Origin of the sequence: Aporhodopirellula sallentina SM41, assembly GCF_000346505.1 — a bacterium.
In the GTDB taxonomy this organism is placed as follows: domain Bacteria; phylum Planctomycetota; class Planctomycetia; order Pirellulales; family Pirellulaceae; genus Rhodopirellula; species Rhodopirellula sallentina.
The window spans coordinates 43,408-67,596 of the sequence record NZ_ANOH01000341.1; the positions used below are offsets into that span (position 1 = coordinate 43,408).

At 57.3% G+C, this 24,189-nt stretch carries 20 protein-coding genes; 11 read left to right on the plus strand and 9 right to left on the minus strand.

All coding sequences use genetic code 11. The features are described from left to right. Positions 1-154 precede the first annotated feature (154 nt). The 3 genes from RSSM_RS22540 (at position 155) to RSSM_RS22550 (ending at position 4,178) form a co-directional block, all read left to right on the plus strand. Entirely contained in the window at positions 155-2,371 is a 2,217-nt protein-coding gene (locus tag RSSM_RS22540) for a heavy metal translocating P-type ATPase (protein ID WP_008684491.1), read from the plus strand. A 79-nt stretch (positions 2,372-2,450) separates the two neighbouring features. Beyond that, a complete protein-coding gene (locus RSSM_RS22545; protein WP_008684493.1) occupies positions 2,451-2,744 on the plus strand; it encodes a DUF167 domain-containing protein in 294 nt (97 codons plus the stop codon). 390 nt (positions 2,745-3,134) lie between these two features. After that, positions 3,135-4,178, plus strand: a complete 1,044-nt coding sequence (locus RSSM_RS22550; protein WP_008684495.1) for a ThuA domain-containing protein — start codon at positions 3,135-3,137, stop codon at positions 4,176-4,178. 140 nt (positions 4,179-4,318) lie between these two features. Here RSSM_RS22550 and galE read toward each other — a convergent pair whose 3' ends face one another. After that, positions 4,319-5,344 (minus strand): UDP-glucose 4-epimerase GalE, encoded by a 1,026-nt coding sequence (galE, locus tag RSSM_RS22555; RefSeq protein ID WP_008684499.1) that lies wholly within the window; start codon positions 5,342-5,344, stop codon positions 4,319-4,321. Positions 5,345-5,460: 116 nt separating this feature from the next. Here galE and xerD point away from each other — a divergent pair, with 116 nt between their 5' ends. Next, a complete protein-coding gene (gene xerD, locus RSSM_RS22560; RefSeq protein WP_008684501.1) occupies positions 5,461-6,414 on the plus strand; it encodes a site-specific tyrosine recombinase XerD in 954 nt (317 codons plus the stop codon). 47 nt (positions 6,415-6,461) lie between these two features. On the opposite strand, the gene mnmD is transcribed toward xerD, so the two are convergent. From mnmD to RSSM_RS22575, 3 genes are all read right to left on the minus strand, one after another. Then, positions 6,462-7,277, minus strand: coding sequence for a tRNA (5-methylaminomethyl-2-thiouridine)(34)-methyltransferase MnmD (gene mnmD / locus RSSM_RS22565; protein WP_008684503.1), 816 nt, complete (start codon positions 7,275-7,277; stop codon positions 6,462-6,464). 64 nt (positions 7,278-7,341) lie between these two features. Beyond that, positions 7,342-8,334, minus strand: a complete 993-nt coding sequence (locus RSSM_RS22570) for a GGDEF domain-containing response regulator (RefSeq protein WP_008684505.1) — start codon at positions 8,332-8,334, stop codon at positions 7,342-7,344. Between the two features lie 230 nt (positions 8,335-8,564). Continuing rightward, positions 8,565-9,494: an RluA family pseudouridine synthase gene (locus RSSM_RS22575; RefSeq protein ID WP_008684507.1), complete on the minus strand. Its 930-nt coding sequence runs from the start codon at positions 9,492-9,494 to the stop codon at positions 8,565-8,567. Positions 9,495-9,876: 382 nt separating this feature from the next. On the opposite strand from RSSM_RS22575, the gene RSSM_RS22580 reads away from it, so the two are divergent. The 5 genes from RSSM_RS22580 to RSSM_RS22600 all read left to right on the plus strand — a co-directional run bounded on the left by RSSM_RS22580 (position 9,877) and on the right by RSSM_RS22600 (position 13,628). Continuing rightward, positions 9,877-10,344, plus strand: coding sequence for a hypothetical protein (locus tag RSSM_RS22580; protein WP_044303311.1), 468 nt, complete (start codon positions 9,877-9,879; stop codon positions 10,342-10,344). A 50-nt stretch (positions 10,345-10,394) separates the two neighbouring features. Then, positions 10,395-10,844: a TadE/TadG family type IV pilus assembly protein gene (locus RSSM_RS22585; RefSeq protein ID WP_081613867.1), complete on the plus strand. Its 450-nt coding sequence runs from the start codon at positions 10,395-10,397 to the stop codon at positions 10,842-10,844. Positions 10,845-10,923: 79 nt separating this feature from the next. After that, positions 10,924-12,057, plus strand: a complete 1,134-nt coding sequence (locus tag RSSM_RS22590; protein WP_008684515.1) for a vWA domain-containing protein — start codon at positions 10,924-10,926, stop codon at positions 12,055-12,057. A gap of 108 nt (positions 12,058-12,165) precedes the next feature. Then, on the plus strand, positions 12,166-12,615 hold the full coding sequence (locus RSSM_RS22595) for a TadE/TadG family type IV pilus assembly protein (protein ID WP_008684517.1): 450 nt from the start codon (positions 12,166-12,168) through the stop codon (positions 12,613-12,615). A 116-nt stretch (positions 12,616-12,731) separates the two neighbouring features. After that, complete coding sequence (locus RSSM_RS22600; RefSeq protein ID WP_008684519.1) at positions 12,732-13,628, plus strand: PIN domain-containing protein; 897 nt, start codon at positions 12,732-12,734, stop codon at positions 13,626-13,628. 232 nt (positions 13,629-13,860) lie between these two features. Here the strand turns inward: RSSM_RS22600 and fliG are convergent, their stop codons facing one another. From fliG to RSSM_RS22615, 3 genes are all read right to left on the minus strand, one after another. Then, positions 13,861-14,886, minus strand: coding sequence for a flagellar motor switch protein FliG (gene fliG, locus RSSM_RS22605; protein WP_008684525.1), 1,026 nt, complete (start codon positions 14,884-14,886; stop codon positions 13,861-13,863). A gap of 140 nt (positions 14,887-15,026) precedes the next feature. After that, entirely contained in the window at positions 15,027-16,412 is a 1,386-nt protein-coding gene (gene tilS / locus RSSM_RS22610) for a tRNA lysidine(34) synthetase TilS (RefSeq protein WP_236621314.1), read from the minus strand. After that, positions 16,327-18,219 carry a hypothetical protein gene (locus RSSM_RS22615; protein ID WP_236621315.1) on the minus strand — a complete coding sequence of 631 codons (1,893 nt, stop codon included), beginning with the start codon at positions 18,217-18,219 and terminating at the stop codon, positions 16,327-16,329. Before RSSM_RS22615 ends, tilS begins: the two co-directional genes overlap by 86 nt. 689 nt (positions 18,220-18,908) lie before the next feature. Here RSSM_RS22615 and RSSM_RS22620 point away from each other — a divergent pair. Next, on the plus strand, positions 18,909-20,024 hold the full coding sequence (locus RSSM_RS22620) for a hypothetical protein (RefSeq protein WP_008684530.1): 1,116 nt from the start codon (positions 18,909-18,911) through the stop codon (positions 20,022-20,024). A 153-nt stretch (positions 20,025-20,177) separates the two neighbouring features. Here the strand turns inward: RSSM_RS22620 and RSSM_RS22625 are convergent, their stop codons facing one another. Next, positions 20,178-21,965 (minus strand): aspartate kinase, encoded by a 1,788-nt coding sequence (locus RSSM_RS22625; protein ID WP_008684533.1) that lies wholly within the window; start codon positions 21,963-21,965, stop codon positions 20,178-20,180. A gap of 234 nt (positions 21,966-22,199) precedes the next feature. Here RSSM_RS22625 and RSSM_RS22630 point away from each other — a divergent pair, with 234 nt between their 5' ends. Further along, complete coding sequence (locus RSSM_RS22630) at positions 22,200-23,504, plus strand: hypothetical protein (protein WP_008684536.1); 1,305 nt, start codon at positions 22,200-22,202, stop codon at positions 23,502-23,504. Between the two features lie 66 nt (positions 23,505-23,570). On the opposite strand, the gene coaE is transcribed toward RSSM_RS22630, so the two are convergent. Further along, positions 23,571-24,179: a dephospho-CoA kinase gene (coaE, locus tag RSSM_RS22635; RefSeq protein ID WP_008684538.1), complete on the minus strand. Its 609-nt coding sequence runs from the start codon at positions 24,177-24,179 to the stop codon at positions 23,571-23,573. Positions 24,180-24,189: the final 10 nt, after the last annotated feature.

Genomic DNA, 24,189 nt, shown 5'->3' on the forward strand with positions numbered 1-24,189 from the left:
ACTTCTACAGGAGGTCGGTGAACAAACCGGGAAGATCGAATCCCCCGAGGGGCGAAACGCCCCGGTATCTACAGGCATCAATCGTATCGGTTATCCTGACCACTCGGCAATCCATCCTAAAGAATGTTTCGGCTCGACATCCCCAAGACCGCACATGCCATCTCGTGCCCCGTTGCAACGCAAAATCCACGGTCTCGACTGTGCCGAAGAAGTCTCGTTGCTCAAGCGAGAACTGTTGCCGTTGCTCAACGACGAATCACGCCTAACGTTTGATCTTCTCCGAGCAAAACTCACCGTCGATCTCAACGACACAACGTTCTCCAGCGAACAAATCGACGCCGCGATCCAACGCACCGGCCTGCGCTACGAACCTTGGGTTGAATCGTCGCCCGATGAAAACACGCAGTCGTCCTGGCAAAAACATCGACGCACCATCCTCACTGTGGTCAGCGGTATCTGCGGTTTGCTCGGATGGTTACTGCAACGCGGCGAAGCGCACACGATGCCGGATGATGGATTGCTCATCGACTCGTCACTGCATGGCATTTCTTTGCCCGCGGCGACGACGTTCATCGTCGGTATCGTCGCAGGGTTGATTCTCGTACTTCCGAAGGCCTGGCGGTCACTCCGTTCACTTCGCCCCGACATGAACCTGCTCATGTGCGTCGCCGTGGTCGGTGCGATCGCAATCGGCGAATGGGTCGAAGCCGCCACGGTCGCGTTTTTGTTCTCCCTGTCTCTCTTACTGGAATCCTGGAGCATCGGAAGAGCCCGCCGCGCGATCAGTTCCCTGATGCAGTGGACGCCTCCGACCGCAAGGGTGCTCGCCGAATGCGGACACGTTCATGAAGTCTCACCCGACGAAGTTCCCATCGGATCGACAGTGCAGATCCGACCGGGTGACAAAGTTCCGCTCGACGGGATCGTGAAATCGGGTACGAGCGACATCGATCAGTCACCGATCACCGGAGAGAGTATCCCGGACGAGAAAATTGTGGGTGACACCGTTTACGCGGGCACCATCAACGGCGACGGCGTTTTGACGATCCAAACGACGAAAACCGCCGATGACTCCACACTCGCCCGGATCATTCGAATGGTCAGCGAGGCGGGATCCAAACGCGCCGCGTCGGAACAGTGGGTGGAAAAGTTCGCCGCGATTTACACGCCGATCGTATTCATCTCCGCCTTGCTCGTGATGCTGGTCCCGCCACTGCTGCTCGCCGCCTCGTGGGAAAGTTGGATCTATCGCTCTCTCGTACTGCTGGTCATCGCCTGCCCTTGTGCGTTGGTAATCAGCACGCCGGTGAGTGTTATCTCGGCACTGACGTCGGCGGCCCGACATGGCGTTCTCATCAAAGGCGGTGTATTTATCGAGCTACCCGCGAACCTGGATGCGATCGCGTTCGACAAGACCGGCACATTGACTCACGGCGCCCCCTCTGTTGCCGACGTTGTCCTCCCCGAACAACAGCCTGGATCGACTCAACTCGATCAAGACGAATTCCTATCGCTCGCCGCGGCAATCGCATCCCAAAGTAGCCATCCACTTTCGCTCGCGATTGTCGACTACGCCAAAAAACAACAGGTCCAACCCCAGTCCGCAGCGGACGTAACCGCGATCCCGGGCAAAGGCACGATGGCGTCGATCGACGGTCGGTCTTACTGGATGGGATCACGGCGACTGATGCACGACCAAACAGCCGGCTGCCAACAAATTACACAGCGAATCGATACTCCCGAGTATCGCGATCACAGCGTTGTGATTCTCGGACGCGGCGAAGACGTTCTCGGCGTCATCCTGCTGCGAGACCCAATCCGCAAAAACGCGAAAGACGTCGTTTCAAAACTCCGCTCCTCCGGCATTCAACACGTGTCGATGCTGACCGGTGACCATGATTCCGCGGCACAGCGAGTCGCCGACGCGGCGGGCATCGACGACGTCCACTCTCAATTGTTGCCCGAAGACAAAGTCGAAGTCGTCGGATTGATGGTCGAAGAATACGGCAACGTTGCGATGATCGGCGACGGAGTGAATGACGCGCCCGCTCTCGCGATCGCAACCCTGGGTATCGCGATGGGCGGATCCGGCAGTGACGCCGCAATCGAGACCGCAGACATTACTTTGATGACCGACGATCTCGATTTGATACCGTGGCTCCGCGACCATTCTCTGCGAACACTCTCGATCATTCGCCAAAACATCACGTTCGCGCTCGGGATCAAATTCCTATTTGTCGTCATGACCTTTCTCGGATACGCATCGCTGTGGGCCGCGATTGCCGCCGACACCGGCGCGTCGCTGCTGGTAATCTTCAACGCACTGCGTCTGCTGCAGACTCGCCCATCGGATGGCGAAAACGCAATCTGAGGGCCAAAACCTTACGAGGTAAAAACATCCTCGGTTTGCAGAACCGAGGACAGTAATCACGAGTGAACCCCCGAACATCATGATTGAAATCAGAGAAACAAAAGACGGATGCGTCTTCCCGGTTCGTGTCACCCCGAAAGCCAAAAAACCATCCATCGGCGGGGAACACGACGGAGCACTCAAGGTCGCCGTGGCCGCTCCACCGGAAAACGGCAAAGCGAACTCCGCCGTCGAAGCATCCATCGCGAAATGGCTCGGCACGAGTAAATCGAGTGTTGAAATCACCGCGGGGCTCACCTCACGCGTCAAAACCGTGCACGTGCAAGGCATCACAAAAGACACCGTTGCGTCGGCAATCCACGATCTCGGCTGATTCACGCAGCAAACTGGCCGCCACAGCCGACTGGTTTTGGCAGCGACTGGCTTTTGTAGCGACTGGCTTCCGCAGAGACAGGCCACCACAATCAACGAAGCACGGTGGACACGATTACAATCCGGAACGACTACAGTCGCGAACAACCACGACGGGCTAACACCACATCGAGTTGCAGTTAAACTGTCTCGTTCCAACTCCATTCCTTTGAAAATGGCAGCAGTCTTTCTGAGACCCCATCAGCCATTTGGCGTTCGCCAAGGTTGATACGACGCTACCGCAGCGAGCGCCGCCGGCGCATCCATTGAAAAAAGTTTTCTGATCGGTGATAAGACTTTTGGTTCACGCCACATTGCCAGAAAACACTTCCCCATTTGAAAAACAACAATCATGCCCTCTATCAAAACAATCCTTCTCGTCGCCTGCTTGTTTCAGTGCACACCGTCGTTCGCCGCACCGTTGGTATTCGAAGGTGAACAAGGCGTTGGAAAGGGGAAACACATTGTTTTCTTGGCCGGTGATCACGAATACCGGTCCGAGGAGTCGTTGCCGGCACTAGCGCGGATTTTGGCGAAACACCACGGATTCAAGTGCACGGTCCTATTCAATATCGACCCAAAATCGGGCGAGATCGTCGCGGGCACTCCGTCGAACATACCTGGGATGGAAGCACTCCAAACGGCAGATTTGGCCGTTGTCTTTCTGCGTTTCCAAAACCTTCCTGCTGATCAGATGAAACACTTCGACGATTACCTGCAACGTGGCGGGCCGGTCGTCGGCATGCGAACGTCAACGCACGCGTTTCAAATTCCCAAAGGTCAACCGTACGAGAAGTACTCATTCAAGAGCGAAGCAGCCGACTACAAACTCGGTTTCGGCCATCAAGTACTCGGCCAAACTTGGGTCGGACACTACGGACGCAATCATCGTCAGAGCACACGAATCACAGTCCTTGATGCAATGCGAGATCACCCGATCGTCCAAGGCGTCAAGGACGTTTGGGTTCAAGCCGGTGCGTATGTTGGCAAACCGATCGACGGACAAATCCTAACGATGGCACAACCGCTCGAGGGCATGACGCCGGACTCGCCCATCGTTGAAAGCCTTCCCCCTCAACCATCCGAATGGACACGCACCTACCAATCGGCCGACGGCAAAGACTTCCGCGTCTTCACTTCACTCTACGGCACACCGGAAGACCTCACCAACGATGGATACCGTCGCCTGATGATCAACGGCATCTTCTGGGCGATCGGTCAAGAAGCGGCAATAACGCCCGACCTGAACATCGATTTCGTCGGCCCGTTTCAACCCAACACGTACGGCAACCAAACCCATGCTCTCGGGATCAAACCCGAAATGTACGAAGGCTACGAAAGCCCCATCCCGGCCAACAACAACACGAACCAACCGAAGCGAAAGAAGAAAGAGTAGTTGGCCGCATGTCCGGCTCAGATGTTGGGTAGTGGATCTTGTGAAAGATCCTCATGCATCAGGATCTTTCACAAGATCACTACCGCCTACCCGAAAACCAAGCCACGTCGGAATACGAGAGCGTTCTGAAATGGAACGCCTCAGGTCTCATAACCGTGCGGATGGGATTGATGCCAACGCCACGCGGTAGCGACGACGTCTTTGACGTTGGTGTATTTTGCTTTCCAGTCCAATACCTTCTCGGCGAGCCTCGCATCAGCGACCAACTCCGCCGGGTCGCCCGGTCGTCTTTCGCCAATGACGGCGGGAATCGAATGACCGGTTACTTCGCGACAGGCGTCGACGATTTCGCGAACGCTGATTCCTTTTCCGGTCCCAAGGTTCACGCAAATTCCCTCGCCGGGTTTTAGCCGCTCGAGCGCCCGCAGGTGCGCGTCGGCGAGATCCTCAACGTGGATGTAATCGCGGATACACGTTCCATCCGGGGTTGGATAATCGTCGCCAAAGATCGTGATACTTTCCCGCTGGCCGAGCGCGACTTGCAGCACGATCGGAATCAGGTGTGACTCAGGGTCGTGATGTTCACCGATCTCGCCGCTCGGTTTCGCACCGGCGGCATTGAAGTAGCGCAACGCCGCATAACCAAACCCGTAGGCTTTCGCGTAATCGGCCAACGCCCGTTCGATGACCAGCTTGGTGAAGCCGTAGGGGTTGATCGGATTTTGCGGCGTCGTCTCCGCGATCGGCATTTTTTCCGGCTGGCCGTACGTCGCCGTCGTGCTGCTGAAGACGATTTTCTTAACGTCTATCTGACGCATCGCCTCGAGCAACGCCAACGTCGCGACCACGTTGTTTTGATAGTAAATCGCGGGTTCGCGAACCGATTCACCGACTTCGGCGAACGCCGCAAAATGCATCACGACGTCGATTTCGTTCTCATGCAGCGTTTTCTCGACCAATGCGGAATCGGTCAGGTCACCTTTGACAAACGTTTCCGCCGGCACCGACTGCGCGTGACCGCGGGAAAGATTATCAAAAACAACGACGCGGTGACCTTCGGCGAGTAACCGTGCGACCGCATGCGAACCGATATATCCGGCTCCACCAACAACCAAAACGTTCATCAAAATCAATCCGAGAGGGACAATCGTCGATAAGAATCGCATGGTAACCAATCGAGTGATTTGCTAACACGGGACACGGGCGTCCAGGCCCACGAGTTACCGCAGCCCCCACGTCCTCACGGCCCCACGACCAAACAACCGGCGACGGGAAATTTCGCATGGCAAAACGACTGACCAAGTTGCAGATGTTGCAAAACGGAGCACCCGCTCCGAAGAAAGTCGACGCGAGCGATTCGATTTGTGCGGATTTCCTGGTTTATCTGAAGCGAGAGTGCCACCTCGCCAAGAACACCGTCGACGCGTATCGCCGCGACATGATGCAGTTCGTCAAATGGCTCGACGGACGCAAGCCGGAAACGATGAAGGTGAGCGAACTATCGGATTTCATCGGATTTTTACACGATCGGGAACTCGCCCCCGCGTCGATCTCTCGCAACATCGTCGCCGTTCGCACGTTTTACAAATACCTACAACTCGAAGGCATCGCGACCGAAAACCCCGCCGAACTGCTCGCGACGCAAAAGTCCTGGCAGCGAATGCCCGGGGTCCTATCCCCGTCGGAAGTCGACGCGTTCTTGTCGGCGGTAAAGAAGAGCGATCAGTTTTGGGAACGCGATCGGGCACTGCTCGAGGTTCTTTACGCGACGGGATGCCGTGCCTCGGAAGTTTGCTCGCTGCGGGTCCGCGACCTGTCGCTTTCGGAAAAGCACCTCCGCTGCCATGGAAAAGGTGACAAACAACGGATGGTGCCGATCGGCGGTCGAGCCATCGCAGCGATCGAATTGTATCTCTCACACGCCCGCGGCATTTTGGCAGCGAGAGGCCCGAGCCTTTGCGACGAGTTGTTTCTCTCCCGAGGCGGCCGCCCTCTCGATCGCGTGCAGCTATGGCGACTGGTCAAACGATACGCCGATCGCGCCGGTATCCTTTCCGAAATCAGCCCCCACTCTTTACGCCACAGTTTTGCGACCCACCTACTCGCCGGCGGTGCGGATCTGCGGCAAGTTCAAGAGATGCTCGGTCACGCGAGCATTCAAACGACACAAATCTACACCCACGTCGAACACAGCCGACTGCAACGCGTCCATCGCGAGTTTCATCCTCGCGCTTAACACCGGGGCTTAATCTTTCGGTCGGCGCGATCCGCCACCGAAACACATCAATCGACCACCACGCGTGACGCGATCATCACTTCCCGCTTACCACCGGGAGGCCCCGGAACACGCTGCACCGTAAAACCGGCGGACTCCATCCGTCGCCGAATCTCGGACGCAACGCAGTAGGTCACCAGTCGACCACCGGGCCGAGTTTTTTCCGCGAGCGCCCGCAGGAACCCGACCGTCCATAACTCTGGACTCGTCTTGGCATCAAACGCATCGAGGTAAACCGTGTCGACGAGTACATCTTCGCAAGGCAAAAAATCGACCGCGTTCCCAACGGTGATCTCGACACGTCGGTTCGCCGACGGCGTCCAACTTACTCGCGTCAGAGGCTGTTGCTCGCGCAAGCCACGCTCTTGTTGAGCAACCCCGACATCGTCGACCGTTCGCAGCGGCTCGATGTGCTGCTCGTACCAGCGCAGATACTCTTCAACCAACTCCGGATGCCCCAGACCTCTTCCGAGATCGAGTTGCCGGAGCGTTTCGGTCTTTAACGGAGCAACCTCGACACTGATGTATCGCAGCGGGCAGTCACGCGAAACGGCGTGGTCCAACGTGCGAAGCATCGAGAGCCCGGTACCCAACCCGATCTCGAGAATCGTGCGCGGCCGCCGCCTCGTTGACGCGTCACGGTCTTCTTGCGAAAAGCCACCGTTGTATCGATACACGTGGTCGCACTCCGCCGCCGCACCACATCGACTGTGATACGACACATCCGTTTCCACGTTGACCAACGTGCGACTTTGATCGTCGGTGATTTCGATCACCCAACCGGGTTCAGGACTCGTCAATTGAGGACGACGGGGAGGAGCCATTGCAACGATCTCGTGCGAATCTTCAATCGCAGATACAACCGAATTCCGCGTTCATCCGCGGCGACTACGTCCTGGCTAATTCTGACATAGCTTCCACGCGATTGCGACCGGACGCCTTTGCCCGGTAGAGCATTTCGTCGCACCGGCTGAAAACGTCTTCCCAATTCTCAGTGCTGCCGGCTTGCACCAATCCCGCACTCGCGGTGACTCGAATTTCGTAGTCGCCGATCTGCATCGTCATTTCTTCCAAACGTTTGAGGATCGTCTGGATCTGCTCTCGGGCCTCGGCTAACGAGTCACCCACCATCATCACCGAGAACTCTTCGCCGCCGAAACGAACAATCGACGATGAATCCGAAGCGGTCTCGACCAACACCCGAGCCGAACGTTGCAACACCACGTCGCCAACGCAGTGGCCATAGGTGTCGTTGATTTCTTTAAAACGGTCCAAATCGATCAGAGCCACGAACAGAGCCTGACCCATCGTTTGCGTATCGGCGAGGAAACGCGAATAACGTCGTTGCAGATTCCGGCGATTGGACAACCCGGTCAACGGATCGTTGTCAGCCTCGGCGAGATAACCAAGAACCATGCGTTGCCGCTCGATTGCAAAACGAATAACTCGGATCAGCGATGCGGTCGTGAAATGTCCTTTGGCGACGTAGTCTTGTGCCCCACACTGAATCGCATGAATCGCGAGTTCATCATCATCTTGTCCGGTCAACACAATGATGGGAAGGCACGAGTCCAAGGCTCGGAGTTGCTCGAACGATTCGGCGCCGCGTGCATCGGGAAGGTTGATATCGACGAGGGCAACGTCGTAGCTGTTGGCCTGCAGTTGATCGATCGCTGACCCCATGTTGCTGACATGGTCGACCGAGATGTTGGCCTTGTCCTGTTTTTGAAACGATCGCTGAATGATTGAGGCATCCATCGGATCATCCTCAATCAAAAGGACCCGGCAGTGCTTCATGGAGACGCAATTGCCTGTGCGTGACGCAACAGGTTCTCGATGTTGCGTTTCCAATTCGTTAATGATTCCAGCGTACGCGTTCATGCCCTCTATTTTCCCACGTAATCTAGTTGATGACGGGTCACTGGTCCGCAAAGACTTGCCAACCTATCCGTTGCCCCACGCTGAACAATGGGACAGGTATTTGGGAACAGATACGCGAATCAAAGGCAGGACTGAACATTCGCGTCGAATAGGTCACGAAGGTTCCGATTGTGCCGAGCGGACGGATAACACCGGTCCCGTGATAGATTCGCTGTGAGGGGCCAACCGCGCTATCGCTTCTTGCTGCCACGTAGGAACTTTTCCATGGCCGCCGGCAAAGGTGATTCGACCGTTTTCTGTTCGCCCGTCACCGGATGATGAAACGTCAATGACCTCGCATGCAGCGCGATCCTTCGTCGGATCCACCGGGGATGCACGGCTCGTTTCGCCTCATACTTTCTGTCTCCTAAAATCGGATGGTTAGCGTGAGCGAACTGCACTCGAATTTGATTGCGTTTGCCCGTCGGCAGCGAAACTTCGACGTACGTCGCGTCCTCCATTCGTTTCAGGACACGGTAGTGCGTGATCGCCTCTTCGCTGTGTTTGGAGGGCGCCGTCACATAACGTTCGAGGTTGTTACCCGTTGCCAAATGCGTCCGAAAAGTGCCTTCGTCATCAGGCAATTCTCCGGCCACGATCGCGGAATAAATCCGCTCCGGCTTTTGTTGCTTGAACTGCTCGATGAGCAACTCAGCGACAGCGAGGTGTTTTCCGAAAATCAACAATCCACTGACATCCCGATCGAGCCGATGGACCAAACAGGCCTCACGTTCGGCACGTGAGTGACTCAGATAGATCGACACGCGATCGACCAATGTATTTGGGTCGCCACGATCCGTGGGGACCGTCAACGTACCGGCCGCCTTGTCGACCACGATCACGTGGTCGTCTTCGTATGCGATTGTGAATGTTCGGTCATCCCACCGACGCTCTTTCTTTTCTCGATAACGTTGCGTCGGGTCGAACCGAACTTCGACGCAATCCCCGGGCTCGAGCGACCTCGCCGAATCAGAACACAGTTCACCGTCGATCCAAACGCACCCGCGATCAACCAATCCTCTGGACTGGCTGTGCGAGGTCTCACACACACGGCGAACAAACGCATCGGTGCGTCCCGCGGTTTCTTCGGTAACGGTCTCGGAAATTCGTTTCAACGCCATCGGGAAATCGATTCCTGCAAATCGGAGGAGCAGTCAAGGTTCGAGTCAGTTTCATCGGAACTGCCTAAGTTACCACCCCCATCACCGATTCAATATCCCTCGCAGGAACCATCCTGCCGAGCACCGCCCTGAGATCCGCCCCGCCCGAGAACCGTCCCGTTCGCCACCCCGACACCGCCCTCGCGCCAATCCGGATAACCGACACAACCGTCACGCATTGACGTAGGGATACCCCAGACAGATCGGTTTTCGGACTTTACTGCCTCTCCGATTAGGGGGGCGACCTAGCGTTGATGGCATCGGCGGAGAGTTTGCCGTTTGCTGACTGCGTTTTCGACACGCGGATTCACCTTCTCACTCATATCGCAAAATTCACACTGCAATGTCAGCCGAACCGAATAACAAGCCGACCAACAAGAAACGTTCACAAACGGTTATTGATCGCGAAGTGCAGTACGGCGTTGTCTGGAAAATCGCCGTGCATTGGATGGCCCTTTTCGCATGCAACTCGATCGCGTTGGTGATCTGGGTCGGACTTTTCGAACAGCCCGATGTCAGTTGGAAACAAACCGTCGGCGATAGCTTCCGTCGATTCTTGCCATTCTTCGTGATCACGACAGCCCTACTCCCCGCGTTCATACTCGACACGCTGAAACTGACCAACCGATTCGCGGGTCCGGTCTCACGACTCCGGACCGAAATCAACAACGCGGCGGAAGGTCGACCGGTACGCCACTTGAAATTCCGCAACAACGACTACTGGCGTGAAATCGCCGACGGGTTCAACGCTTTGATCGACCGCGCCGGCCTTTCCGCCGAACAAAACGACGCGACGAACGCTGCGAAATAGTAGACGGACAACGTCACTGCCCCACGAAATTGCCCGCCGAATACGAAAACATGATTCACCGAGCCAAACGCAGATTGCCACACGAATCCATTCGCCTCCGTGGCGGTTCCCGCCGACGTCTTAGCCGGCGTGGCGCCGCGGCGGTCGAGTTCGCTGTCTGCCTCCCCATCCTGATGCTTTTGGTTTTCGGTTCGATCGAAGCGTCGTGCATGATCTTCCTGAAGCAAACGTTGAATGTTGCCGCCTACGAAGCAAGTCGCGTTGCGATCCGGGACGGACAAAGCACCGCCGATGGCACGTTGTCGGCCCGTCGGATTCTCGAAGGCCGTGCGGTCAACGGGTTCGACATCCGATTCCCCAACGGAGAAGCACTCGACACCGATCGTGGCGATGAGGTGGTCGTCGAAGTCAGTGCACCGAGCGCACCGAACAGTCCGCTGATCGGCCAATTCGTAGCCAACCGCGTGCTGACCGCTCGCGTCGTGATGATCAAACAATAACGCTTGCCCCTTTTTAATCCCGACACTGTCTTTCAATCCGACAAAGTCGCCCACGCTTGTTCGCGCGGAGATCACTCACATGAATTTGAATCCTTTGGCCTCCATCCCCGCAACGCTCGTGAACGACCAACGATTCCGCCCGCAGGGACACCTGAAAACTCGCAGAACTCTCGGCAAACACAAAAGATCAGGTGGCGCGAGACGTCCTGGGCAACCACGACGTGGGGCGATGTTGATCCTGATCGCGATTATGCTGTTCATGTTTTTGGTCACGATGGCGTTTTCGATTGACATCGCACAAATGCATCTCTCCCGTGCCGAACTGCGAACTGCTTCCGACGCGGCCGCCAACGCAGCGGCAACGACGCTCGCCGACACACTCGATCGCAACGCGGCAATCGCCCGCGGTCAACAGATCGCAGCGGCCAACCGGGTCAACAACGATCCGCTGCTGCTCGCCCCCGGTGACTTCGATTTTGGACGCAGCGAACGACAAGCAAACGGCAAATACGCGTTCACCACCGGTGGCGAACCTCTCAACGGGGTTCGCGTCAACGGACGTCGTACCGTGGGATCACGTTCCGGCGCCGTCCCGTTGCTCTTTGGAAACGTGACAGGCACCAATATCTTCGAACCGTCGATGACCGCGACGGCGACTTACATCGAACGCGACATCACGTTGGTGATCGATCGCAGCGGTTCGATGTCGGGACGAAAGTTTGCTGACCTAGCCGCCGCGATTCAGATCTTCACCGATCTGCTCAGTTCCACTCCCGTCGAGGAACAGGTCGGGTTGGCATCGTACAACGACCGTGCCTCCGAAGACGTCCAGTTGACCGAAGACTTCGGCGAGATCACCACCGCAATGGGACGGATTCGCACCGGTGGATTCACGAGCATCTCGCGCGGAATGCAGGCCGGACAAAACATTGCGAGCCGCGGCCGTCCGCCCGAGTTTGTCGAGAGAACGATGATCGTGATGACCGACGGTCAACACAACCGCGGCATCGAACCTCGAATCGTTGCCGAAGATCTCGCCGACGAAAAAGTCACCATTCACACGATCACGTTTGGCAACGGTGCTGACATCGCTCGCATGAGAGAGGTCGCCGACATCGGTGGCGGTCGACACTACCACGCGTTGACCGGTGCAGAACTGCAGGAAGTCTACCGCGAAATCGCATTGACCCTCGGCACCGTTCTGACGGATTGAGCCGCCACATCCGAGCCCGTCCTCGGTTCGCTCGGAGTTGTCGGTAACCCCATCGCTGCCGTTGATCAAATCAATACCCGGATTGCACCATAATCCCCGGACTGCAACATGCCTCTGATTACCTCTCCCCATCACAACAATGCCGTCCGCCGGATCGAACGCGTTGCACCACGCCGCAGCAATCGCACCGGTGCCGTGGCCGTTGAGTTCGCAGTGGTCGCTCCGCTGTTGTTCCTGTTCTTCTTTGCCGGGTTTGAATTTTGCCGCGTGGCGATGATTCGACATACGGTCGATAACGCGGTGTATGAGGGCGCTCGCCGTGGAATCATACCGGGCGGAACGAACGCGGAAGTCCGAGCCGAAGCCGAACGTGTTCTGAGCACCATCGGGCTGCGAGACTTTTCGCTCGTCGTCACCCCCGCTGTCATTGACGACGATACCGACGACGTCACCGTCCGCCTGACCGTTCCATTGGACGTCAATACATTCGTGCCTGCTCAGTTTTTCGTCGGGAAGGAAATCCAACGCGAGCTAACGATGAGACGTGAAGGTCGTTGAGTCGGGCAACCAATTCGTTAGACTGAGAAGGATCGACCGCAGCGGTCTTATGATCGATGCGTCATGCGTCGGCCCCTCTGCAGGCGGCACCTTCACTTCATCGCAGCGGTTTGCCAGTGAGGCATTCAACAAACAAACACGTCGCTCCAGGCAGGACGCGGGTACTGCTGATCGATTTGGACAATTGTCCTCATGAGGTGCTCAACCTTACCACGACTGCAGAGCGATATGATTTGATCATCGCTTCTCATGGTCGTCAGGAACCACGAGTTCCACTCGGCATGGCGTCGGTTCTCGGCCTCTTGATCGCCGAAGGCAAGATCGAAATCTGGGCAATGCCGGCGGGAAAGAATTCGGCCGACTTCGGATTGACGTTTATCGCCGGTCGACTGTCCGCGGAACTCCCCAAAGACGCGATATTCGAAGTCGCCTCCAAAGACAAAGACCTCGAACACGCCGTCGACTTGCTTACTCGCACCGGATTCGAGGCCACGCGAATCGACTCTTCGGCCCAGGTCGCAGTAAAACCTCCCACAACTGCCGAGGTCTCTGTGCTCGCTAGCCGCATTGCGAGTTCGTTCAATGGTCGCGGAGCCAAGTCGCGTCCCAAACGCAAACGCAGCCTTCATGCGGTCGTTAAAGCTCGCGGGCCGACGCCCGATCATGGAATGTCCGCGCTCAAAGAACTCGAGCGAGCCGGAGCCATCGCATACGACCGACACGGTGCCCCGACATACGACAATGAAATTCTCAAATCACTTGCGTCGCTCGCACCGAAGAAAAAGAACAAGACCGAAGCCCTTCCGCTGAAGAAACTCATCCCACCGAAACGCGCTGCTCGGAACACAAACGACTCGCAACTAACACTGTTCGAGTGCGACGAAATAGAAGGCGTTGCCGAGACCGAAACTCCACCGCCGGGTACTGCCACGGCGTACGCCAACATCCTTGATCGGTATCCAATCGAAAAAGCAATCCCAGACGCGATCGAAAACGACGACGTCCCGTTCTGACGCAGGCATACGGAACGCCGTAAACGGGTCTGTGCAGAACGATGACTCTCGAGGGTCGGGCAACCAAGGGTTCAGGAAACGTCAAAACGTTTCGAATATTGATGTGCCCGAATCCCGTAGTTGCATTCGCCAGAAATCAAACCACCGGAATCCAGGTGATTTCGGAAATCACGCCACCGAATTCTGGCAACCCAAACCTGGCAACATTGCCTACATCATTTTTGGATACGATCTAGGTGACGTATTCTTCTTCGGCTTCGCCCGATGGTCTCGAGATTTCGCCGGTGTCTTCGAGATGCCGGACGATGTCGACAATCTTCTGTTGCACCGACTCGACTTCGCTGATTCGAACGCTGCCGAGGTAGCCCATTTCTTCTTTGAGATTTTCGGCTGCTCGGGAACTCATGTTGCGGAGCACCTTCTCCTGCAACCCGGAACTGGCACCCTTGAGCGCCATCGCCCACTGAGCGGTCTCGACGTTCTTGAGCAGCGACTGAATATCGCGATCGCCGAGTTTGATGATATCTTCAAAGACGAACATCAAACGACGAATTTCTTCCGACAACTCGGGATCTTCGCGGCCGAGTGATTCCATGATCGTGCGTTCGACAGCCCGTTCGACCACGTTGAGAATCTCGGCAACGCTCTCGACACCGCCCATGTTGCTTTGTTGCTGGTTGACCATGCTGCTCAACCGCATTTCCAAACCGCGTTCGAGCTCGGCGACGGCGGCGGGGCTCGTCCGGCCGATATTGGCGACTCGCCGAATCACCTCGAGCTGCTTCTCCGCATCGAGTCCCGCCATGACTTCGGCTGCATAGGTCGAAGGCACATGGCTGAGCAACAACGCGATCGTCTGTGGATGTTCATCGCCAATGAACTGCAACAACGTTTGCGTGTCCACTTTTTTGACGAAGCCGAACGGCATCGCCTCGATCGTCTGCTGCAGATTCCCGATCAACTCCGCGGCGTCTCGACCGAGAGCCTCCTTGATCAGTTCCTTCGCTCGTTCGAGACCACCGGGACTGGCATAGATGGAACTCGCTTTGCTCGTCAGGAACTCCGCGATCACCACCTCTTGCTCATCGCCACCGACCGAATCGATCTGAGCGATCTTGATACTGATCAACTCGATCAAACGTGGCGGCAATTGCCCGAGCACCTTGGCTGCCGTCTTGGTCGGCAGACTCATCAACAGAATCGCCGCCTTGCTCAAACCGCGTTCTTCGGCTGTTGATATGGAGAGAGTGTCAGTCATCGAGTCGGTCGTAGTCGTTCGAAAGAAGACGCCCGGGTTGCGGGCAGGTTGCTTTATCTTATTTCGACGATTTGAACCGGAATCCTCAGCGAGTTCTCATGTCGAGGACGTGCCCTCGCAATCGATACAACCGATCGCCTTCAAGTGTTGTCGTCACGTTTCCTAGTCCATCGAAGCGTTACAAACTGCGCCGTGCGTATACCTTCGATATGTCCCGGCCAATGACCGAGTGATACCTCGCGTCGATCGATAGCCTGCGCCGCGACGTTTCCTTGCGGAAGTTGTCCGTCCTGCTGACTTCCCCCGACCGCGTTGTCGTCCGAGACGATCGCGTTTGCCAGCCGCGTCCAGTGCTCGCGGTTCATGTCGCGTCGTGGCCAGTTTCGCTCAGCAAACATTTTCTGACAGGCGGCGACGACAATCGGCATCTCCCTGGCGAGCGACTCGGAATGCGGCCAACGTTGCAACGTCCTCGTGGCTGTTGCCCACGACACCGCCGATGGCCGTGCGAATCGAATCAGCTCGACGCTACCTGAATCTGCCACTTGCTCGTCAACATCAAGATCCGCGACGACAAATGCGTCGATCCACTGCTGAGCCATCCGCCCCATCAGGTCATCCCTTTGCCACTGGTTCTCGGCCGCACGCGAGATCGCATCCACCGCATGCGGGAACCGCGATTGCAACGTGGGCAACGCCTCGTGCCTAATCCAATTGCGTGTGTAGCGGATGTCTTGGTTGCTGGCGTCTTCGCGCCACGTCTGTCCGATTTCTTGCAAACCGGCCCGCAGTTCATGGCGGCGAAACGTCAAGAGCGGACGGCGGATCACAAAATCACTTCCCAACGGACGCGCCGGCTGAATACCTCGCAATCCCGCTGCGCCGGTTCCCCGGAGCAGATGATGCAACACCGTTTCGGCTTGGTCGTCGCAGGTATGAGCCAGCGCGACATACCGGCACCCCGTTTCCGCGGCGGTCCGCGCAAAGAAGTCGAGTCGATCCTGACGTAGGCCCGCTTCGGCATCGCAGGAACCATCACCGACGGCTCGGCCGACGTGCAGTGTCACGTCCAAACGGGTTGCCAATTCGCGTACGAATGCCTCGTCCGCATCGGACTGTTCGCCACGCAACCGATGATTGAAATGCGCGATACCAAGCGGCGGCGGGACTCGATCGGCTCCGGCAAACCGAGTCCGATATCGATCCACGATCAACCGGGTCAATGCGACGCTATCCGCCCCACCGCTGCACCCGATCAGGGTTCCGACATCGGTAGACGAATCCGACCAAACTCGGCGGAAACGTTCACGCAGGCAACTCCAAAGCGGCATCGAACAATCTTCCGATGCGTTCATATCCTCGCCACCACGCACGCCGACGAATGGAGAACGTCGGCCGTTGAAGAAGGGGCGTTTTCGAAACCGTGTGAACGCACCGCGGTTACTGGCCCGGCAAACCGCCGGCCGCAGGAAGTCCACCTGCCCCTGGAAGTCCACCGTCGGCAGGTTGATCGGCGTCGCCTCCACCCACGTTTCCAAAACCGGGGAACATCGGCAATACAGGGTTTTCCTGAATCGACGTGTCCTCTTCCTCGTAGTCAACCTCAATGCCGGCGAGATCACCGAGAACCGGACGCTGCGTGTCCAACGCCTCGAGCCACTCTTCCAACGTATCGAGTTGCTCATCGTTCACGACGGCAGAAACTTCGAGAATCCGATCCACCCATGCTTGAACTTCAGCACGTTGATTCTCGGGCACTCCCGCCATCAAACCGCTCGGCTTTTCCTCAGGTGTTCCTTGGGCAGAGCCCGTCGCGCCTTGAAGCAATTGCTGCAACACGAAGTCGATCTTCCGCCGGGACAGGTTGACTTCGGGCGGTTGTGGATTGGCGATGGTCTGCATCATTCCGTAGCCCATGTCCATCCCCATTCCCATGTCCATATCAGGCCCCATGCCCATCCCCATGCCCATCTCCATGCCCATTTCCATGTCCATATCGGGTCCCATTCCCATTCCCATGCCTGGGTCGCCCATCATGCCACTCGGCGCACGTCCCTTGCGAGTTGCAGTGATGGCTTTGGGTTTTTCAGGTGCCGCCTTTCGCAGGAAATCGATCGGGTTGGGCGGTTGAGATTGTGCCGGACGTGGTCGAGTTTGTGCAGCAAAACGATCGAGTTCGGATTGCACGGCGTTGAACGCACGAGCCGACCACTGCTTCATCACCTCGCCAGGATTTTCGACTTTGCCTTCCAACCCCGATTGAAAACCGCCGAGTTTGGATGCGGAGTAAAGTGCGATCAGGTCAGGCTTCTCTTCCGACGTACTGATACTGATCAACTGCGTTCCCAACGTCGCGTCGTTGGGGGCACGCAGGATGTTCAGAATATCGACCGCGAAACGCTGCAGGTACGCGTGAGCCTTCGGATCTCGCGAGCCAGGCACTTCCTGGTTGAGCAAATTGTTCATCTCAGTCACCAACGCCGTCTTTTCATCCGGCTTCATGACCGGGAATGCCAGTCGCGTGTAGTGGTGAATTCCGTGCAGAGCGGCGGCGCGAATCCCGTCGCTCTCGTTTTCGTCGGTGTAGAGTTTGAACAAAATCGGATAGCTGTAACGCAGCGGCAACGGCGGCCGTCCGTTAGCGATATCCAATGGCTTTTCATTCAGCCGGGCCAATGCGTTGATCGCGTTGATACGAGCGGCCGGTAGGTAGTTGCCCTCCGCAACCTTTTTCATGCCAACAAAGGTGCCAGCCAACAAGGTTCGGGTTCCCGCGCTACCGATTCGCTGCGCCCCGTCGACGTCCTTGAGCAGTCCTTCGACGATGTCGCTGAGTTCAGGAAGCGACTCCCGTTGGGTGATCTTCCACGGGATGTATTGCTCGAGATAGAACTTGGACATTCCCGGAGCGGAAGAATCCACTTTGCTCAGATCCTTCGCGGTCTTGAGCTGCATGACCGCCCGTTCGAGCTGAGATGCTCTTTTCGGATCTTTGAAAGCTTCGAACGCGGGTGGCAATTTAATCGCGTCGAATTGCTGGGCCGAGACGACACCAGCGAGCATCCACCAGAACGCGGCCATCACCGCCATCGCAAACCACAGCCTGACCGCCCATCGTCTGCGTTCTCGACCGTCCACGCCGGTCTGTGCCGCAACCCGAGCCGTACCGAAATGCGGCGGCGTCGGTACCGATCGATGCTCAACCCGCGTGATCCCCGTCCGAGATGATTTGTCCGATGACGAATCGGCAGCGGCTGGGTATCGGGTTTGGTTGGATAGTTCGTTGTGCAAACGCAACGCCACACCTGTGTTGAGAGAAGAGAGCGGAGACAACCGCAGTCGCCTTGCAATAAGAACCCCTATTATTCACCGAAAGGGCATCCGACGTCAACGAAAATCGGCTGGGACGGCGGAAGATCGCGTGTTTCGGCGGGCTCTCAACTCCCGCGAAAAACGAAAAAAGGCGAGGCCGACTCCGAGGAGCCGACCCCGCCTCGCACGGGGGGACGCTTTTTATCTTGGTGTGGCCGTCATGTTGTCTTCAGCGTTCCCTTGACACAACGAATCATAGTTCCGCTCTGAGCCGGGCTCGCGGATTCCTGCATCTTTTTGTGTCAATGCAGCACAGATCACCGCCTCCGACGAGGATTGATGCGGATTTTGCCGGTTATTCCGATTACGTTTCGATTCCGGGCGACCGCTGATTGCTTCCTGGCCCCCCGACCGCTCGATCCATTCTCTCCCGCAGCTTTCTCCCGCACCGAACGCTGGTCTTCAACGCCCGCGTAACAGCACGCCCACCAAGCTCTCCGCAGCCAAACTTGGCAATTCGTCGCATGTCAGTCTGTTTGGATTGAGTTTTAGAGGGAATGTACCGATTAATACGGTTGGAGGGGGGCCTCCGTCACGGAAGGAGAATTTCGTCGCCGAAGTACTGGCGAACGAACATTGGGCGTATCGACGTTGGTCGCCCCATCCTGCCGTGTCCATTTCATCGATCTTGAAACGGAAGTGACGGAATTATGATTCGCATCAAACGGTTGCAAACGCTCTTTGCCACCTTCACCATCGGGCAGCCCAATCCTGCAGGGCAAACGGCCCGAACGAGCCAACTCAATCGCGTCGCGAAACGACCGACCTTGGCAACGTTCAGCATCGCCTGCCTTTCGTGCGTCGTGTCCACCGGCCTCGCCGATCCGGCAAACGCACAGCGTCCGATCGTCCCGGGAACCGGCAGTGAAATCATCGGCGTCGCGGATGACTTCGAAGATCCGAGTTGGCAGTACATTCCCAACAATCCCAAGAGCACCGAAGACATCGACGAAAACCAACGTGGACCGATGGGCAAGAGCACCAACGGTCGCTGGTACGAAGGGATCAAACGCGGGCACCCGGATATCGTCCGTCGCGTTCCGACGCCACCGGGCGGACTTCCCGGCAGCGATGGTTCCTTGTTGCTCCGCAGTAAGTTCACCGGCATCCCCGGCCGCGCCAGCGGCACGATGCACCAGGATGACTTCATCTGCAACGTGCAATATCGCCTCAAACGACGAATCGATATCTCGGAGGCCCCGAGCGTAACGACTCGCGTTTTCCTACCACCGGTTGCGGAATGGGAAAACCGTTCCGGCCCACACTTCGGCTTCCGATTGGCTCTCGAAACCACCGCGATGATCGAGAAAGAAGTGGGCTTCTTCAAACGCAAAGTGGAAGAGCTCGGCAACGAGATCTACTGGCCAGGCATGTTTGTCGAATTCGAAAGCAAAAACGAAACACGTCGTGCCGATGACTACGCTTACCTTCGCATCCGCAGCAACAAAAACGGTGGCGACTTCCGCGGCCCACAAATCACCACAACAGGTTGGTGGACCCTTGGAATGAGCGTCACCCCGGACGGCATGGTTCACTACTACGCCTCACCCGGTGTGGATGACCTCACCGAAGACGACTACATCACCAGCCAGTTCCCCTACAGTTATCGCGCCGAACGCTTGCGTACGTTCTTCTACAACGTCTGCAGTGCCGATGACGGTCAACGTTGGAGCACGTCGTTCGTGGTCGATGATCCGAAGGTCTTTGTTCTTCGCCCCAAAGGTGGACTCAAGACCGCCGGTCGATCAACACGCACGACGCGGTAGTAGCGACAGGATGATCGCGTTGGCCCTGAACACGTCAGGGCAACGCCGGGCGAGAAGACGTGATGGGCGTGATGGAGTGTCCGCCTCAGAGAGGCTGACCTACGTGTAGGCGAAATTGCGAGTTTTCCGGGATCACCGCATCACGTGATTGGCTTAACCGAGCGCGTCTGCGAAAGCTGCTTGCAGACACTTCTTCGCATCGTCACCACGCTTCGAATCGATCACGACGTTCACTTGCAACTCGCTCGTTGCGATCATTTCGACATTGATCTTTGCGTCGGCGAGTTGTTCGAACAGGACCGTTCCGACTTGCGTGTGACTTCGCAGCCCGATCCCGCTGACGCTCAGCTTGGTGATTCCGGCCGCCCCTCGAACGTCTCGCATCGAGTGAGCTTCGCAGATCGACTTGGCGACCTTCAATCCTGCGTCGAGGTCGTTGTCATGGATAGTAAAACTGACACTCGTGCTGCCGTCGACTCCGTCGTATCCCTGAATGATCATGTCGACAAAGATTCCGGCGCGACCGATTTCTTCGAACATGTCCGCTGCGACGCCGACTTGATCGGGCACACCATCGAGCGTCACCCGGGCCTGCCCTTCCACGATCGAGATACCTGTCAGGGTCAGCGCCTCCAAGGCATCGTTCTGCAAACGCGCGACAACGTCGTCGACGTCCGCCTCGCGGCTGGAATCGGCTTGGATCGCCGCCCATGTTTTGGCATCGGCCGGACGTTCATGCAGTTCAAACGCCTCGTGCACCGCACGCAACGCGGTGGCCGCCTGATCACGAGGCACCAAAGCAGAAATTTTGATCTCGCTGGTGGTAATCATGTGGATGTTCACACCGGCGTCGCCGAGGGCGCGAAACATTCGCGCGGCAACCGATTTCTGACTCGCCATCCCCAGCCCTACCACGCTGACTTTGGAAACGTCGGCGTCATGGGTTAAACCGGTTGCCCCGATTTTCTCCATGATCGAGTCCAACGCCGAGAGCGTCAGTTCCAACTCGTCACCGGGAACCGTGAAAGAGACGTCCGCCTTTCCTTCCACACCGATGTTCTGGACGACCATGTCGACGGCAACCTTTTTCTCCGCGATCGCGGAGAAGACCGTCTGGCTAATCCCCGGCACGTCCGGAACGCCGAGTACGGTGATGCGCGCCTCGTCCTTCGTCAACGCCGCACCACTGACCGGTGAACTTTCCGACTCCGGCTGAGCCACGATCATGGTGCCGTCGCGATCCGAGAAACTGCTCCGGACGTGAATCGGTACACCAAACTTTTTCGCAAACTCGATCGACCGGGAATGCATCACCCCGGCGCCGAGCGAGGCCAGTTCGAGCATCTCGTCATAACTGATCACGTCGACCCGCCGCGCTTCGGGCAGTAACCGCGGGTCGGTCGTGTATACGCCGTCAACGTCCGTATTGATTTCACAGGCATCCGCCCCCAAAACCGCTGCGAGCGCGACCGCAGTCGTGTCGCTGCCGCCTCGGCCGAGCGTGGTGATGTTCAGGTCATCGTCGATCCCTTGGAAACCCGCCGCGACAACGATGTGGCCTTCGTCGAGGTGTTTTTCGATCCGCCCGGTGTCGATCGACCGAATCCGTGCCTTGCTGTAGCTGTTGTCGGTCTTCATCCCGAACTGGCCGCCCGTGAGGCTGACGGCTTTCGCGCCGAGATCATCGATCGCCATCGCGACCAACGCGACACTGGTTTGCTCGCCGGTGCTGAGCAACATGTCCATTTCGCGTGCCGGCGGCTTGTCACTCACCGCGGAGGCTAGCCGCAGCAGCTCGTCGGTCTGTTTGCCCATCGCACTGACAACCATCACCACACGATGTCCCTGTTTTTGGGCACGAATCGCTCGGCGAGCCGCGGCACGAATCTTCTCAGGATCGGCAACCGACGTGCCGCCAAATTTCTGGACAATCAATGACATGGTCAGACGAGTGTGTTATCTCGGTTTTGAAGGCTAAAGAAGCATATTCGAGGCAGGAGCGACGTGAGCCTGGCAATCCGCCAAGATGCGAGCTTACCAGGGAGACTATTTTCCTAAAAGCGGCTCTGTTTTCTCGCGCCCCGTAATTCAACAAAACCCGCCGGATAGAACGCGGCACACCGGTTCTCCGATCGCACGAACCGGACTCTCACCCCCAAGAAGGTAATTGCTCTCATGGCCAAGCGACTCGTCATTTTCGTAATCGCGTTGTTTGTCGGGCTGGTGGCTCTGATCACGGTCCCGATCGGACTGAGGCAAATGCGATTCGCCCGCAGCATTCACGCAGTCCAGGACACCGGTGCCCCGGCTGGCATCGATGACCTGCAAACAGCCATCGCGTGGGATCGCAGCAACGCCGCCTGGCATCTCGATCGGGCCAAAGAAGAAGCCGAGAAACTGTTCACTGCCATTGCCCCTGTCCTTTACTCGGACGAATCATTCGATTGGCGAAACGGCCTGTCCGATTCAGACCGCGACGGGATCACGTCCGCGTTTGACAAGCATCCGTCCGTGATGAACGCGGTCGATTCAGCGATACGGTGCGATCAATATTTCAGCATCGATCAACCGGTCACGACGGCATCCGCGTTTCAACAAAAACTACTCGACGCGGCAGGACTTCCTCGCACGATCCAGCGAACCCTGGCGTGCCGCTGTCGCTTTCTAGCCGCGATCGGAGAATATGAACAGGCAGCGAGTCTCGCCCTGAAAGGACTTCACCTGGTTCGATTGCAAGAACAGGATCCAACGATCATCAACTTCATGGTCGCGGCCGCCTGCCGTAACCCGCTACTGGATCTGTTGGCTGAATTGGTGGCATCTGGAAAACTCGACTCGAAGTCGCTCGCGATGATCGATACAGAACTCCGACGACACGACGCGATGTCCAGCTTCGTACATGCCTTGACGACCGAAAGGGCACTCGGAATCGAACTCTCCACCGGCATGACGCTGGCATTGCCCGTGTCCCAGACCATGCTGCCGGCCTACCTGGAATTCATGCAGGAACAGATTGCACTCGGTGCCGTCTCTCATTTCGAAGAGGCCGCACCGATCATCACCGCCAAAGCCGCCGAACTCGCGGTCGTTGCCCCATCAATGAACGCGGGTCGAGCACTGATGAACCGACAACGGGCAAAGATTCGTTGCCTGCGTTTGTTGATCGCGTTGCACGTTCACGCGATTCAAAAGGAATCCAAGCGCCTGGCTTCCCCAGAATCGCAAACCGATCGACTCGAAGACGTCCCCAACCTCGACGAAGCATTCGCGGAAATCGCAAGCGGCGGCGACGCCTCACCGCCGATCACCCTCACACCAAAAGACGTCCTCGATCCCTTCACCGGACAGCCTCTCGTCGTCAAACCCAACGGCTCCACATGGTTGATCTACAGCGTGGGAGAAAACGAAATCGATGACGGCGGCACCTTCGAGGAAGACCTCGACGTTGGCTTCCCCACGCAAGAGCAGATTGATATCTGAGCCGTCCCCCCAAAGGCGTTGCCGTGGGCTGACGTAGCGTTGCCCTTTGGGACTGCGTTCCGGATGCTACCGTCCCAAGCGATCCCGGACCTTTTTCGTCAACTCTTCGATGCTGCCGTCGTTCTCAATCACCCAATCACTGCGTCGCCGCTTTTCACCCCAAGGCAATTGACGCTTCTCGCGACGTTTCAATTCATCGCGATCCCATCCGCGTGCGGCGAGCAGTGCGTGATGCCGGTCCGGTGGGACCGACAAACACCAAACCTCGTCGCAATCCGATTGCCATCCGCTCTCGAGCAACAGCGGCACATCGAGTATCACGTACTCAGCATGATGTTCACGTGCCGCCTGCAACGCGGTGCGAATCTCCTGCCGTGTTCGCGGATGCACGATCGATTCAAGGGTCTTCAGCCGAGCCTTCGATTCGTCGCTGCTGCCGAAAACCAAATCCGCGATCTTCTCGCGCGACAACGTGCCGTCATCTAACAAAACGCCAGCCCCGAATTCCCGGACGAGCGCGTCGATCACGTCGGATCGGGTCAGTTGTTCTTTGGCGATCTTGTCCGCATCGAGCCAAACGCCGCCCATCGATTCGATCTGTCGAGCGACGGTCGACTTACCGCTGCACGGTGGCCCGATGATGCCGATCACACGCGTGTTGCCTGTCGCAGTCATGTGAGCAACT